Consider the following 13,767-nt stretch of genomic DNA (forward strand, 5'->3'; position numbering starts at 1 on the left):
AATTTTTAAAATTTAAAGTTATAAGTAATAGTTGGTACTGGAATTGCGAAAATAGATGTTTTGTAAGCTTTAACTTGGCCTTTTTCAGTTACAAAAAACACTGAATAAGGATTGTTTCTACCTAAAACATTATAAATTGAAATATTCCAAAAACCATGAGCTAATTTTTTTAATTTATGAGTTCCTTCAACATTAAATCCAATATCTAATCTGTAATAATCTGGAATTCTAAATTGGTTTCTATCACTATACAAGGTGAATTCAGAATTTCCATAAGTGTATTTTCCTATTGGATATGTTATTGGTCTACCAGTTTGATAAATGAAGTTACTTGAAAAACTATATCTTTTTGTAAATCTGTAATTCAAAACTACACTAACATCATGAGGCTTGTCAAAATTGGCTGGAAAATAATTTCCACCATTAACTTTTTCATCATTAAACTCACTGTCAAGTTTTACAAAGGTTCTTGAATAAGTATATCCTATCCATCCGTTTAATCGTCCACTATTTTTCTTTAAAAGAAATTCTATTCCATAAGCTTTTCCTTTACCTTGTAATAGTTGAGTCTCAATATTTTCGTTTAGCAATAGTTGTGCTGCGACTTTATAATCAAGGAAATTTTCAGATTTTTTATAATATCCTTCTAAACTTATTTCAATGTCCTTTGCAGGAATATTTTTATATAATCCTAAAGAAAATTGTTCTGCAACTTGTGGTTTTACATTCAAATCTGACAACTTCCATGTGTCTGTTGGAGATTGTGTCGTATTGTTAGAAAGTAAATGAATGTATTGATAGGTTTTGTCATAACCTCCTTTTAAAGATAGATTATCTGCAATAATATATCTTGCTGCAATTCTAGGTTCTAAACCACCATAAGTTTTAATTATTTCATTTTTTTTGAATTCTTTAATCTCAGTGACAGTTCCTTCATTTAATGGCACTCCTTCTTGATAAATTCTTTGGGAGGAGGCACCCAAAGCTGAAAACGTAGAATATCGAAATCCAAAATCAATTAATAATTTCTGACTAATTTTATAACTATCCGATATATATGCAGCCGATTCAATTCCTCGTTCTTTGTTAATGTTGACAGGAACAATTTGCGAATCATTACTTTTTGGATCTAAAAAACCTGGATTTACGCCATACACTTTTGAAGAAATTCCATAATTAATTTTATGCTTATCATTTAAAGTATAGTTCATTTTAGCCATAACATTACTTTCGTTTATTTTGTACCCAAAATCAAAAGCAGTTAGAATATTATTTCCTTGATAATCAATAAAAAATCTGTATTCACTATTGGTAAATAACAAAGCTCCTTTGTGTTTGTCATTAAAAGTGTGTTCATATTTTAATGACACCAATCGATTACTGTATTTAAATAAAGAATCAGATGAAATACTGAAAGCATCATGACTGTAATAGAATGTTGATTCGAAATTGTTTTTTGCATTAAACTTATGATTGTATTTCACAATACCATCATAAAAGGAAGCTTGACTATTTTTTAATGACTCTTCTTTTAAAGAACGCAAAATCCATCCAGAATAAGTAGCTCTTCCTCCAACTAAAATGCTTGATTTATCTTTTATAATTGGTGTACTCAAAGCTAAATTACTTGTTACAGGACCAATTCCACCTTCGCCAGAAAACTTTGTTGGATTTCCATTTTTTGAAGTGACGTCAAATACTGACGATAATCTTCCTCCAAATTCAGCAGGAATACTTCCTTTATAAATGTTTGCTTTTTTAGTTGTGTAGGGACTTACTGAAGAAAAGAAACCAAAAAAATGTGCTGGATTATAGATTAAAGCATTGTCTAGTAAAATTAGATTTTGATCTTCCTTTCCGCCACGAACATTATATCCTGCAGAACCTTCGCCAGTTTGTTTAACACCAGGAAGAATAGTGGCTACTTTGAAAATATCTCTTTCTCCCAGAACTAATGGAATGTTTTTAATTCCTTCAATATCGATACTTGTTACGCCAGAAATTGCTGATTTAACGTTCTCACTTTTTTTGGCATTGATTACTACTTCATCTAAAACATTGAATTTTTCATCAAGTTTTATATTCATCGTACCATCATTATATAAAATTATTTTTTTGACAATTTTGTTATGACTAACTAAATCTGTTTCAATGTAATTTATACCAACTGGAACTTCTAATTTATAAAATCCATCAGCATCAGTTGTGGTGCTTATTTTTTTATTTTGAACTTTTATAAAAACATTAGACAAAGCTTGACCAGTTTTAGAATCTTTTAAGTAGCCAGTTAAAGTGCAAGTTTTTTTGTCCGATTTTTTAGATTCTTTTCCTATTACTGTTACAAAATCATTTTTCTTAGGTTTGTTAGTTAAGGTGTCATTGTCTTTATAAAATACAGGTTTGTTGACACTGTTTTCTATTTCATTTGCAATTGATTTTCCAAAAAAGTCATCAGGAAGTTTGTCTCTAATAATGTTATTTTTAGAGAGAATGATTTTATTCTTATCAATGAAAAAATTGATTTCAGTTGGGTTAAATATTTGATTTAAAAGTTCGTCAATAGTTATATTTTTATAGCTTCCTGTAATTTGTTGTTTGTTGTTGTCAAGCCATTCCTTTTGAAAGAAAAACTTGAAATTACTTTCTTTTTCAATGGATTCAATTGCAGTTTTTAAATCAACGGAATTAAACTCAAACGAATATTTCTTACCATTTTCTTGGGAGAAAACCATAAGTTGAAAAAACAGCATAAAGGCGAATATTATTTTTCTCATGCAAAAAGTTACTTGATGATTGTGTTTATATATTTAAATAGGTCTTCTAAAAATTTAGTTTTATTTGACTTTTCAAACGAACTATTATTAGAATAATATTCGTTGATGTTTTTCTTTAATTCTGGAAAAATTGTTGTCAAACTTTTTTTGTTTGTGATTTTGTAATATTGATTTTTATATAAAATTATATAGGAAGTAATTTTAGTAAAATCATCAAAAACCAGATTATCATTGATTATTTGTCTTCTGTCTTTTTTATGTTTTACGTAAAAATTAACTTTATTATTTAGTAATACTTCTTCATAAAACCCAGAAATTACTTCATCATTTGAGATTTTGTTATAACCAAGATTGATGTAGTTTTTACCATTGACGTTGAAGGAGTTTACTTTAGATTTATTCAACACAATTGGCATTTTGTCATTTTCACCATTTGGTTTTATTATTATATCATCATTATTGATGTCATAATTTAATAAGACGTTATTATAAAGTTGGTTGTCATAAACAATAGAACCTAAAGTGTAATTTTGAAAATAAAACCGGTCGTTGTTTTTTAGAATTTTATCGTAGTTTAAAAGTATTTTGCCATTATTAATGTCTAAATTTTCTTTACCAACTTTAGAATCGTACCAATCATGTATAGAAGTTGATGCGTCGTTTTGACCTTGTGTTGTATAAGCTACAAGAGACAACATGGTGTAAAAACTAAATTTAAGTTGATTAAATCTTCTTGAAGACATATAATATAATTTTAAGAATGTTCTTACGTAAAAGTATTTAGAAAATTTAGATTTTTAATGTTGTATTTGAATTTTAACACTAAAATATTTTTTTGAAAATGCAAAAACCCCAATTCAACTAAATGAATTGGGGTTAAAAGGTTTAATAAAAAAGTTATTTATTATTAAACTCTAATGTATATCTTAAGCCTGTATTTAACGAAAAGTACGTGTTTATATAACTTCCTGCATTTTTATTGATATTGGTGAAACCTCCACATGCATCCAATTGAAAGTAGGTTACAAGTTTCTTGTTAATTATGAAATCGTGACCAAATCCTAAAACTAATTTGTAGTCTTTATTTTTAATCAATAGTGGTTGTGATAATTTTTCAAAAGCTATGGTAGGTTCAACGGAACCTTTATAGATATTGCTTTCTTTTAGAAAATTAACACCTAACCCAACATCTAGAAAAAATCTACCAACCTTATTTGGTTTAGCACACATTCTATAAACAACTTCAATAGATTTTGAATCTATCTCATATGTTGCATTGCTTGATTCGCTTCTAACTCCAAGTTTCCTATTGTTAAATTCAAAAACGATTGCTCCAGTTTTTGTCTCTTTTGGGTTTTTAAAATAGTAAATAGTGTGAAAGCCATAGTTAATGCTCCACAACTTTTTTCCTAATGATGGTTTGTCATTAAAGAAATCAGAATCATCTATGCTTGATGAAGTTGTTCCAATCTTAGTGCCAATCTCGACAGTTTGACAATTAATAGTGCCTGATATAAGTATTAAAACTAGAACTATTAAACTTTTGATTTTTCTCATATTTTGTAATAATTACTGTAGATATTTTTAAAAACCCCAACTCAACTAAATGAATTGGGGTTTTAAATTTGTATAAATGTAAATTATTCCGCTTTTGGAGTAATTTTATTTTCTTCTCTTGGAGGTCTTGGTAAAAGTGCTTTTCTAGAAACTTTTTCTTTTCTAGTTTTAGGATCAACACCCAAATATTTCACCATAAACACATCGCCCATATTTACAACATCGGCAACATTCTCAGTTCTTTCCCAAGCTAGTTCAGATACGTGTAATAAAACTTCGTTTCCTGGAGCAGCAGTGTATTCTACAACAGCACCAAAATCTAACATTTTAATTACTTTCACTTCATAAGCTTCACCCATTGCTGGTTTGAAGATAATTGAGTCAATTTTAGCTAAAACTGCTGCAATTCCATCTGGATCTGTTCCAAGGATTTCAACAACACCTTGTTCGTCAACTTCGTTGATAACGATTGTACAACCAGTAGCTTTTTGTAATTCTTGAATTACTTTTCCACCAGGTCCAATTAAAGCACCAATAAAGTTTCCAGGAATTGTTCTTGTGATGATTTTTGGAGCATGTTTTTTAACATCAGCTCTTGGTGTAGCAATAGTTTCAGTGATTTTTCCTAAAATATGCATACGTCCATCACGTGCTTGACCTAAAGCTTGTTCCATAATGTCGTATCTCAATCCTTCAATTTTGATATCCATTTGACAAGCAGTGATTCCGTCTTTAGTTCCAGTTACTTTAAAGTCCATATCTCCTAAGTGATCTTCATCACCTAAGATATCTGAAAGAACTGCAAAATTTTGACCATCTGTAATTAATCCCATAGCAATTCCAGAAACTGGTTTTACCATTTGAACTCCAGCGTCCATCAAAGCCATTGTTCCAGCACAAACTGTAGCCATAGAAGACGAACCGTTAGATTCTAAAACTTCAGATACAATTCTAATTGTATAAGGACAATCTGCAGGAATCATGTTTTTTAAAGCACGTTGTGCTAAGTTTCCGTGACCAACTTCTCTTCTTGAAGTTCCTCTTAAAGGTTTAGCTTCTCCAGTTGAAAATGGTGGGAAATTATAATGTAAGTAGAATTTTTCTTCTCCTTGTTCTGATGGCGAATCAATTTGGTTAGCTTCTCTAGATGTTCCTAAAGTAACTGTTGCCAAAGCTTGAGTTTCACCACGTGTAAATAATGAAGAACCGTGAACAGAAGGTAAATAATCAGTTTCACACCAAATTGGTCTGATTTCTGTAGTTTTTCTTCCGTCGAGACGAATTCCTAATTCAAGAATTACGTTACGAACCGCTTCTTTATTAGTTTTATAGAAATATTTAGATACTAAATCTGCGTCAGCAGCTAATTCTTCTTCTGTAAATAAAGCTTTTACTTCTTCTTTTACTTCAGCGAATGCAGCACTTCTTTCGTGTTTAGCCGAACCTACTTTTGCAATAGCATAAATTTTATCATATGCTGCTGCTTTTACTTTTTTGTAGATTTCTTCATTTTCTTTTTCACCTTCGTAAGTACGAGTTTCTTTTTTACCAAATGCTTCTTGTAAACGCAATTGAGCGTGAATTTGAACTTTGATAGCTTCGTGAGCAAATTTAATTGCTTCAACCATTTCTGCTTCAGAGATTTCTTTCATTTCTCCTTCAACCATAGCAACAGAATCTAAAGAAGCACCAATCATCATGTCGATGTCAGATAATTCTAATTGAGTTCTACTTGGGTTGATTACAAATTTACCATCTACACGTGCAACACGTACTTCAGAAATTAAATTGTAAAAAGGAATGTCTGAAACTGCTAATGCTGCTGATGCTGCTAAACCCGCTAATGCATCTGGCATAACATTTTCATCGTGCGACATTAATTGAATCATGACTTGTGTTTCAGCATGATAATCGTCTGGGAAAAGCGGACGTAAAACACGGTCAACAAGACGCATTGTTAATACTTCATTGTCACTTGGACGAGCTTCTCTTTTGAAAAAACCACCTGGAAAGCGACCAGCTGCTGCAAATTTTTCACGGTAATCTACCGTAAGAGGTAAAAAGTCAACTGCTGGGTTTGAAGTTCTTGCTGATACAGCTGTAGCTAAAAGCATACAGTCGCCACATCTTACAACAACCGAACCATCGGCTTGTTTTGCTAATTTACCTGTTTCGATTGTGATAGATCTTCCATCACCTAAATCGATTGTTTCTTGGGTTACTTTTGGAATCATAAAATTTAATTCGTTTAAACTATTAGGTTAGTTGTGTTGTAGTTGTTGTGTAGTAGTTGTCTGTAACCCAATGAAAAACCGAAACTTTTCTTATTTATATTCTTATAATTTATAAAACAAAAAGAGGCGCGCAAGCACCTCTTTAAGATATGTATTATTTTCTAATACCTAATTCTTTAATAATCTCACGATATCTGTTGATATCTTTTTTCTTCAAGTAGTCAAGAAGACTTCTTCTTTTACCTACTAAAAGAACTAACGAACGCTCAGTGTTGTAATCGTGACGATTTTTTTTCAAGTGCTCAGTTAAGTGAGAGATTCTAAATGTGAACAATGCGATTTGCCCTTCAGCAGATCCAGTGTTTTCAGCTTTTCCTCCGTGTTTAGCGAAGATTTCAGCTTTTGTTTCTTTACTTAAATACATTCCAATATTATATTAAATGATTATTATGTATGAAAAAGGATTTTCCTAATTCGTGTGCAAAGATAATCTTCTTTTTTGATTAGGCAAATAAAAAAGTATAGATTAGAATAATTTTGAAACTTCTTGATTTACAAATTCTAAAAAACGTTCGTCTTTTTCTGTAAATGGGTCAATCACATGACTATCAATGTCTATTTGTCCAATATTGATTCCGTTTACAAACAACGGCACTACAATTTCAGACTTAACTGTAAAGCTACAAGCAATATAATTATCTTGAGCTGCAACATCTGGAACTACAAAATTTGCATTCGATTCTGCTACTTGACCACATATTCCTTTTCCGAATGGAATTACAGTATGATCTGTTTCGGCACCAACATAAGGTCCAAGATGTAAAGTTTTGTTCTCGTGATTGGCAAAGTAAAATCCAACCCAATTATAGTAATCAACATTATCTGATAAAAATTGGCAAAGATTTTTAAGCTTTTCATCTCTATCAGCATTTTCACTTGACAGAATGCTAATCACTTCTGGTTTTAATTCATCAAATTTCATATTCTATTTTTTTTGCAAAAGTAACCAATGCAATTTCTTACTTTTACCTAAAATTTGTTAAAAATTATATTTTGAAAGAATACATTATTCAGTTTAAACCATTTTTAGTTTTCTTAACTAAGTTTTTGCTCTCCTATTTGGTGTTGACGCTATTGTATCAAAGTTATTTAAATCAATTTGATGAGAAGAATTTTGAGGTAGATAAAATCACACAAATGGTTGCTAAGCAATCTCAAATGATGCTTTCAGTTTTTGATGATAATTCCTATACCATGCCCAATTTGAAAGAAGCAAGTGTAAAACTTTTTTATCACGATAAATGGGTTGCAAGAATTATCGAAGGTTGTAATGCTGTGAGTGTTGTAATTTTATTTATAAGTTTTGTAATTGCATTTACTGGAAGATTAAAGCAAACATTAGTTTTTGTAATAATGGGAACAATAATAATTCACCTATTTAATGTGTTGCGAATTGCATTGCTTTGTATGGCAATATTTCACTTTCCGGAGTATGAGCATATTCTTCATGGTGTAATCTTTCCGCTATTTATTTACGGAATTGTTTTTTTACTTTGGGTGATTTGGGTTAATAAATATTCTTCTTATGCTACAAAATCTATTGAAAAATAAGCTGAAGTTGTCGGCTGTTTTGTTTTTAATTATTCTTCTAATTGCCATTAGAGCATTTGAAGACACAATTTTTTATGATCCATTTTTAGATTATTTTAAATTGAATTATAATAATCTACCATTGCCTAAAATTGATGTAATAAAATTATTTTTTAGTTTAGGATTTAGATTTTATTTAAACTCCATTATTTCCTTGGGATTACTTCGATTGATTTTTAATGATGCAAAAATCATTAAGTTTTCCATTTTTCTGTATTCTATTTTGGGAATCATTTTAATGGTGAGTTTCTTTTTTGTTCTATTAAAATTTGGAGAAACTAACAAAATGAATCTTTTTTACATTAGAAGATTTATTATACAACCTATTTTTATAATGCTCTTTATCCCAGCTTTTTATTATCAGAAAAAAATGAAGTAGTTGTTATTTTTTGTATCTTTATGTAGGTAAATAATAAACAATGAAAGTAATAAAACATTCTGGAGATGTCGTTGATTTTGAACCTGATAAACTTAAAAAATCTTTATTAAAATCAGGTGCAGATTCTTCGATTGTTAATGTTATTTTAAACGAAATAAAAGGCCAGATTTATGATGGAATTCCAACCAAACAAATCTACAAAATGGCTTTTGGATTGCTTAAGAAAGCGTCTAATTCTCATGCAGCTCAGTATAATTTAAGACCCGCAATACAAATGCTTGGTCCAGCTGGATTTTTCTTTGAAAAGTATGTTGCTAGACTTTTTGCATTTGAAGATTATAAAACCATTACAAATCAAACTCTTCAAGGAAAATGCGTTTCCCATGAAATAGATGTTATTGTTAAAAAAAATGATGAAATCAGCATGATTGAATGTAAGTTTCATGCTGGAAGGGATGCGATTTCTGATGTAAAAGTTCCAATGTATATTTTATCTAGATTTAATGATTTGAAAGATAGAAAACATTCTATTTTTACAAATAATGATAAAATTTCAAAATGTTGGCTAGTTACCAACAATAGATTTAGCGCAGATGCAATTACTTTCGGAAATTGTACGGGAATAAACATGTTGAGTTGGGATTTCCCCAAAAACGATAATTTACGATCAAAAATCGATAACAAAAAACTATATCCTATAACTTGTTTGACAACTCTTTCATTAGTAGAAAAAGACAAGTTGTTGATTTTGGGGATTATTTTGGCAATAGATTTAATTAATAATTCTGAAAGTTTAGAGCGAATAGGATTAAGTACTAATAGAATAAAAAATGTTTTAAAAGAAGTCACAGAATTATGTAAATATTTATAATTATGAAAGTAACATTCTTAGGTGGTGCTGGAACTGTAACAGGTTCTAAAACATTAATAGAAAGCAATGGAGTTAGAATTTTAGTAGATTGTGGTCAATTTCAAGGAATAAAACCATTGCGAGAACTCAATTGGGAACCACTTCCTATTTTACCATCAACAATAGATTTTGTGTTGTTGACCCATGGTCATTTAGACCATTGTGGTTGGTTACCACGATTGGTTAATCAAGGATTTAATGGTAAAATTTATTGCACGAGTCCAACTAAAGATATTGCAAAATTAATTTTATTAGATAGTGCTAAAATTCAAGAGGAAGAAGCAAATAGAGCTAATGAAGGTAAATATTCAAAACACGAAATTGCTGAACCTTTATATAATATTGATGATGCAGAAAGTGTTTTTCCATATTTTAGAATTATAAAAGAAAATGAAACGATTAGTTTAGATGCTGAAATTTCTGCTGTTTTTACTAATGCAGGACATATCCTTGGTGCTTGTTCAATTACTTTAATCTTAGAAGGCAAAACCTTAGTTTTTTCTGGAGATATTGGTCGTGATGATGATGTGTTAATGTATGCACCAACTAAACCACAAAAAGCAGATTATATTTTTTTAGAGAGTACTTATGGTAATAGAATTCATCCAGAAGAAGATGTAAAGTTACTACTCGAAGCATATATAAATAATACATATTCTAAAGGAGGAACAGTAATAATTCCGAGTTTTGCTGTAGAACGTGCTCAAACTATTATGTACTTACTTTGGCAATTAAAAGAGGAAGATAGAGTTCCAAATATTCCTTATATTATAGATACTCCAATGGGAATTAGCGTTTTGGATGTTTTTGAAAACAATAAAAAGTGGCACAAACTATCTGATGAAGATTGTGTTGCAATGTGTAAAATGTTTTTTATGAACTCGGATTATCAAGAAACAATAAACATGATTTATGATAAACAACCAAAAGTTGTTATCGCTGCAAGTGGAATGATAACAGGAGGAAGAGTTTTAAGTTATTTAGAACGATATGTTAGTTTAGCAGAAACAACAATAATTATTGTTGGATATCAAGCAGAAGGAACGCGTGGAAGAAAATTATTAGATGGAGCTACTGATATAAAAATTCGAGGAAAATATTATGATGTAAAAGCAAATATTGTTGAAATTGAAGGTTTGTCAGCCCATGCCGATCAACAGGGTTTATTGAATTGGCTTTCAGAATTGCATAGTAAACCAGTAAAAGTATTTTTAGTTCATGGAGAAAATCAGCCAGCAGATGAACTTAGAATTAAAATTAAGGAGCGATTTGGCTTTAATTGTTCTATTCCATTAATGGGACAAGAGTTTGAATTGTAAACTTTTAACAAACTTTTACAGATAATTATTTACTATTGATTAACTTTGTACCATGCAAATTAAAAAGCACATAGCGTTACTTTTAGCTTTCTTCCTGTTAATTTCCAATTCGGGATTGGCTTTTAATGTGCATTATTGTGGCGAGAAAATAGCGGCAATATCTTCTGTGTTTTCTGATGAGGAAGTTTGCGAGATGCCTGTAGTAGAGGAAAAATCTTGTTGCGCAAAAAAAGAAGTTACGCATAAAAAGTGTTGTTCTGATAAAGAATTAAATCTTAAAGACAACTCTGAAAAATTTGCTTTCAAATCAATTTCTTTTGATTTTGATATGTTTTTTTATGAAACTTCTTTCAAACAAATTTATTTTGACTCAGTTGAAAGTAGTATAAAATCTCAATATCTTACTTATTACTGTGATGCAAATGCGCCGCCATTGTATCAACTCTATTGTCAATACACTTTTTACGCTTGATTTAATCTAAATTCATTAGGTTTCTTATTTTATTATAGGAAATCAAAACTTTAAATGAACATAGATTAAATTTTAAACAATGAAAAAAATAACATTATTCCTAATGTTGTTTGTTTTTGCTGCTACATTTTCACAAGAAAAATTAGACGAAGTAAAAATTGATATCAAGCAAAAAGGAATAAAAAAATCACTTACCAAAACAGCCAATACTTCTGTAGTTACAAGTAAAGAATTACTTAAAGCAGCTTGTTGTAATTTGGCAGAAAGCTTTGAAACAAATCCATCAATTGATGTGAATTTTTCTGATGCTTTGACAGGAACCAAACAGATAAAAATGTTAGGTTTAACTTCACCATATTTAATGATTACAGAGGAAAACATTCTTTCATTAAGAGGTGCTTCTCAAGCTTATGGTTTGTCATTTACGCCAGGAACTTGGGTAGAAAGTATTCAAATTACAAAAGGCGCCGGAAGTGTTGTCAACGGATACGAAAGTATTTCAGGACAGATTAACACAGAACTTATTAAGCCAATGAAAGATATTCCTTTTTATCTTAATGCTTATGGTTCAACAGATTCTAGATTCGAATTGAATACACATTTCAACAGAAAGATTACTGATAAATGGGCTACAAGTTTCTACATTCATGGAAATGCAAGAGTTGCCAAAAACGATATGAATCATGACCATTTTTTAGATAATCCATTAGGAAAACAAATTAACTTGGTGAATCGTTGGCAATATACAAATCCAGAGACTGGTTGGGTTTCATTTATTAATTTCAAATTTATGAAAGATGAAAAACAGACTGGCGATTTAGATTTCGATCCCAAAAAAGATAAATTCACAACCAATCATTGGGGTTCAGAAATTAATACAGAACGTTTTGATTTCACTTCAAAAATTGGTTATGTTTTTAAAGATATGCCTTATCAAAGCATTGGTTTCCAAAATGCGTTTAGCAATCACAATCAACAATCTTATTTCGGATTAAATCAATACAACATAAAGCAACAAAGCTATTATTCTAATTTAATTTTAAATTCGATTATTGATAATACCATGCATAAGTTTTCAACTGGTTTGAATTTTACTTATGACAAATATTCTGAATTTGTGAACTTATCTGATGTGAGTCGAATTGATAATTCCGTTGGTGCTTTCTTCGAATATACTTTTGATAACAACAATAAGTTTAGCTATATTTTAGGAGGACGATTTGATTATCACAATAGGTTAGGAGCTTTTTTTACACCAAGACTTCACGTTAGATATAATCCATGGGAAAAATCTGTTTTCAGATTTTCTGCAGGAAGAGGTAAACGTGCTGCAAATATTTATGCGGAAAATCAGCAATTATTTGGAAGTTCAAGAGTTTTTTCTGTTTTAGATACCAATGGAAAAATCTACGGGTTAAATCCTGAAATAGCATGGAATTACGGAATAAGTTTTACTCAAAACTTCACATTATTTGGTAAAAGTGCCGATATGACTTTGGATTTCTATAGAACCGATTTTCAAAATCAAGCTATAGTTGATGTGATGCAAAGTCCGCAACAAGTATTATTCTACAATTTAAAAGGTGCTTCTTATGCTAATAGTTTGCAAATTGATTTTAATTATGAGATTATTAAACATTTCAATTTGAGAACTGCTTATAAGTATTATGACATCTCTACCGATTATTTGTCTGGTAGTTTTCAAAGACCACTTCAGGCAAAGCATAGGTTTTTTGGTAATTTAGAATATGAAACTCACATCAGGGAAAAAGGAAAGCAATGGAAAATCGATTTTACTTGGAATTGGCTAGGAAAACAGCAACTTCCAACAACAGCTACAAATCCAGTTGATGATAGATTACCAGAGTTTTCACCATCATTTTCTGTTATGAATACACAAATTACAAGAACATTTTCAAGTGTTTTTGAAGTTTATATTGGAGGTGAAAATATTGGAAATTACCGACAACAAAATGCAATATTAGGTGAGCATAATCCTTTTGGAACGCATTTTGACACATCTATAGTGTATGCTCCAATTTTTGGACAAATGTATTATGCAGGATTAAGATTTAAAATAAAATAATTATAAAAAATATTAAATTATGAAAAACATATTAATTGGAATGATGCTACTATTTGTAACACTTTCAACACAAGCTCAAGACAAAAAAAATAAAAATGCCAAATACGATATTGAGGTAGGAGGGAATTGCGATATGTGCAAAAAAATAATTGAGAAGGCAGCATTTTCTGTAAAAGGTGTTAAAAGTGCCGATTATCATTTAGATGATAATACATTGCATTTAATAATTAATGAAGAAAAATGTTCAATTTTAGATATTAAAAAAGCGATTGCTAGTGTTGGTCACGATACCGATGAAGTAAAAGCTGCTGATAAGGATTATGAAAGTCTTCATGGGTGTTGTCATTATGAAAGAAAATAGATTATAAAAAATTCTCTAAGAAATT

13 protein-coding genes are annotated in these 13,767 nt (G+C 30.0%); 7 read left to right on the top strand and 6 right to left on the bottom strand.

Going from position 1 to position 13,767, the window contains the following annotated elements; genetic code table 11:
• Nucleotides 1-5: 5 nt before the first annotated feature.
• The 6 genes from ACYU7A_RS02285 to ACYU7A_RS02310 all read right to left on the bottom strand — a co-directional run bounded on the left by ACYU7A_RS02285 (nucleotide 6) and on the right by ACYU7A_RS02310 (nucleotide 7,547).
• Nucleotides 6-2,774 (bottom strand): TonB-dependent receptor, encoded by a 2,769-nt coding sequence (locus tag ACYU7A_RS02285; protein WP_460573967.1) that lies wholly within the window; start codon nucleotides 2,772-2,774, stop codon nucleotides 6-8.
• Between the two features lie 8 nt (nucleotides 2,775-2,782).
• On the bottom strand, nucleotides 2,783-3,517 hold the full coding sequence (locus ACYU7A_RS02290) for a hypothetical protein (protein WP_460573969.1): 735 nt from the start codon (nucleotides 3,515-3,517) through the stop codon (nucleotides 2,783-2,785).
• A gap of 154 nt (nucleotides 3,518-3,671) precedes the next feature.
• Nucleotides 3,672-4,331, bottom strand: coding sequence for a hypothetical protein (locus tag ACYU7A_RS02295; RefSeq protein WP_460573971.1), 660 nt, complete (start codon nucleotides 4,329-4,331; stop codon nucleotides 3,672-3,674).
• An 83-nt stretch (nucleotides 4,332-4,414) separates the two neighbouring features.
• Entirely contained in the window at nucleotides 4,415-6,565 is a 2,151-nt protein-coding gene (locus ACYU7A_RS02300; RefSeq protein WP_460573973.1) for a polyribonucleotide nucleotidyltransferase, read from the bottom strand.
• A gap of 154 nt (nucleotides 6,566-6,719) precedes the next feature.
• Complete coding sequence (rpsO, locus tag ACYU7A_RS02305; RefSeq protein WP_133533524.1) at nucleotides 6,720-6,989, bottom strand: 30S ribosomal protein S15; 270 nt, start codon at nucleotides 6,987-6,989, stop codon at nucleotides 6,720-6,722.
• Nucleotides 6,990-7,091: 102 nt separating this feature from the next.
• On the bottom strand, nucleotides 7,092-7,547 hold the full coding sequence (locus ACYU7A_RS02310) for a GAF domain-containing protein (RefSeq protein WP_460573976.1): 456 nt from the start codon (nucleotides 7,545-7,547) through the stop codon (nucleotides 7,092-7,094).
• 71 nt (nucleotides 7,548-7,618) lie between these two features.
• Here ACYU7A_RS02310 and xrtF point away from each other — a divergent pair, with 71 nt between their 5' ends.
• The 7 genes from xrtF (at nucleotide 7,619) to ACYU7A_RS02345 (ending at nucleotide 13,742) form a co-directional block, all read left to right on the top strand.
• Nucleotides 7,619-8,176, top strand: a complete 558-nt coding sequence (gene xrtF / locus ACYU7A_RS02315) for an exosortase family protein XrtF (protein ID WP_460573978.1) — start codon at nucleotides 7,619-7,621, stop codon at nucleotides 8,174-8,176.
• A complete protein-coding gene (locus ACYU7A_RS02320; RefSeq protein WP_298302395.1) occupies nucleotides 8,151-8,594 on the top strand; it encodes an exosortase F system-associated membrane protein in 444 nt (147 codons plus the stop codon). Before xrtF ends, ACYU7A_RS02320 begins: the two co-directional genes overlap by 26 nt.
• A 40-nt stretch (nucleotides 8,595-8,634) precedes the next feature.
• Nucleotides 8,635-9,465 carry an ATP cone domain-containing protein gene (locus tag ACYU7A_RS02325; RefSeq protein WP_460573980.1) on the top strand — a complete coding sequence of 277 codons (831 nt, stop codon included), beginning with the start codon at nucleotides 8,635-8,637 and terminating at the stop codon, nucleotides 9,463-9,465.
• A 2-nt stretch (nucleotides 9,466-9,467) separates the two neighbouring features.
• Complete coding sequence (locus ACYU7A_RS02330) at nucleotides 9,468-10,823, top strand: MBL fold metallo-hydrolase RNA specificity domain-containing protein (RefSeq protein ID WP_460573982.1); 1,356 nt, start codon at nucleotides 9,468-9,470, stop codon at nucleotides 10,821-10,823.
• Nucleotides 10,824-10,875: 52 nt separating this feature from the next.
• Nucleotides 10,876-11,295 (top strand): HYC_CC_PP family protein, encoded by a 420-nt coding sequence (locus ACYU7A_RS02335; RefSeq protein WP_460573984.1) that lies wholly within the window; start codon nucleotides 10,876-10,878, stop codon nucleotides 11,293-11,295.
• A 103-nt stretch (nucleotides 11,296-11,398) separates the two neighbouring features.
• A complete protein-coding gene (locus ACYU7A_RS02340) occupies nucleotides 11,399-13,381 on the top strand; it encodes a TonB-dependent receptor plug domain-containing protein (RefSeq protein ID WP_460574035.1) in 1,983 nt (660 codons plus the stop codon).
• 19 nt (nucleotides 13,382-13,400) lie between these two features.
• Entirely contained in the window at nucleotides 13,401-13,742 is a 342-nt protein-coding gene (locus ACYU7A_RS02345; protein WP_460573986.1) for a heavy-metal-associated domain-containing protein, read from the top strand.
• The last annotated feature ends 25 nt before the right edge of the window (nucleotides 13,743-13,767 follow it).

This window comes from Flavobacterium koreense (assembly GCF_054776075.1).

What these genes read in the sequence shown, in the direction of transcription:
- ACYU7A_RS02285 (WP_460573967.1), bottom strand. Translation starts at nt 2,774, where the DNA reads ATGAGAAAAATAATATTCGCCTTTATGCTGTTTTTTCAACTTATGGTT.
- ACYU7A_RS02290 (WP_460573969.1), bottom strand. Translation starts at nt 3,517, where the DNA reads ATGTCTTCAAGAAGATTTAATCAACTTAAATTTAGTTTTTACACCATG.
- ACYU7A_RS02295 (WP_460573971.1), bottom strand. Translation starts at nt 4,331, where the DNA reads ATGAGAAAAATCAAAAGTTTAATAGTTCTAGTTTTAATACTTATATCA.
- ACYU7A_RS02300 (WP_460573973.1), bottom strand. Translation starts at nt 6,565, where the DNA reads ATGATTCCAAAAGTAACCCAAGAAACAATCGATTTAGGTGATGGAAGA.
- rpsO (WP_133533524.1), bottom strand. Translation starts at nt 6,989, where the DNA reads ATGTATTTAAGTAAAGAAACAAAAGCTGAAATCTTCGCTAAACACGGA.
- ACYU7A_RS02310 (WP_460573976.1), bottom strand. Translation starts at nt 7,547, where the DNA reads ATGAAATTTGATGAATTAAAACCAGAAGTGATTAGCATTCTGTCAAGT.
- ACYU7A_RS02320 (WP_298302395.1), top strand. Translation starts at nt 8,151, where the DNA reads ATGCTACAAAATCTATTGAAAAATAAGCTGAAGTTGTCGGCTGTTTTG.
- ACYU7A_RS02325 (WP_460573980.1), top strand. Translation starts at nt 8,635, where the DNA reads ATGAAAGTAATAAAACATTCTGGAGATGTCGTTGATTTTGAACCTGAT.
- ACYU7A_RS02330 (WP_460573982.1), top strand. Translation starts at nt 9,468, where the DNA reads ATGAAAGTAACATTCTTAGGTGGTGCTGGAACTGTAACAGGTTCTAAA.
- ACYU7A_RS02335 (WP_460573984.1), top strand. Translation starts at nt 10,876, where the DNA reads ATGCAAATTAAAAAGCACATAGCGTTACTTTTAGCTTTCTTCCTGTTA.
- ACYU7A_RS02340 (WP_460574035.1), top strand. Translation starts at nt 11,399, where the DNA reads ATGTTGTTTGTTTTTGCTGCTACATTTTCACAAGAAAAATTAGACGAA.
- ACYU7A_RS02345 (WP_460573986.1), top strand. Translation starts at nt 13,401, where the DNA reads ATGAAAAACATATTAATTGGAATGATGCTACTATTTGTAACACTTTCA.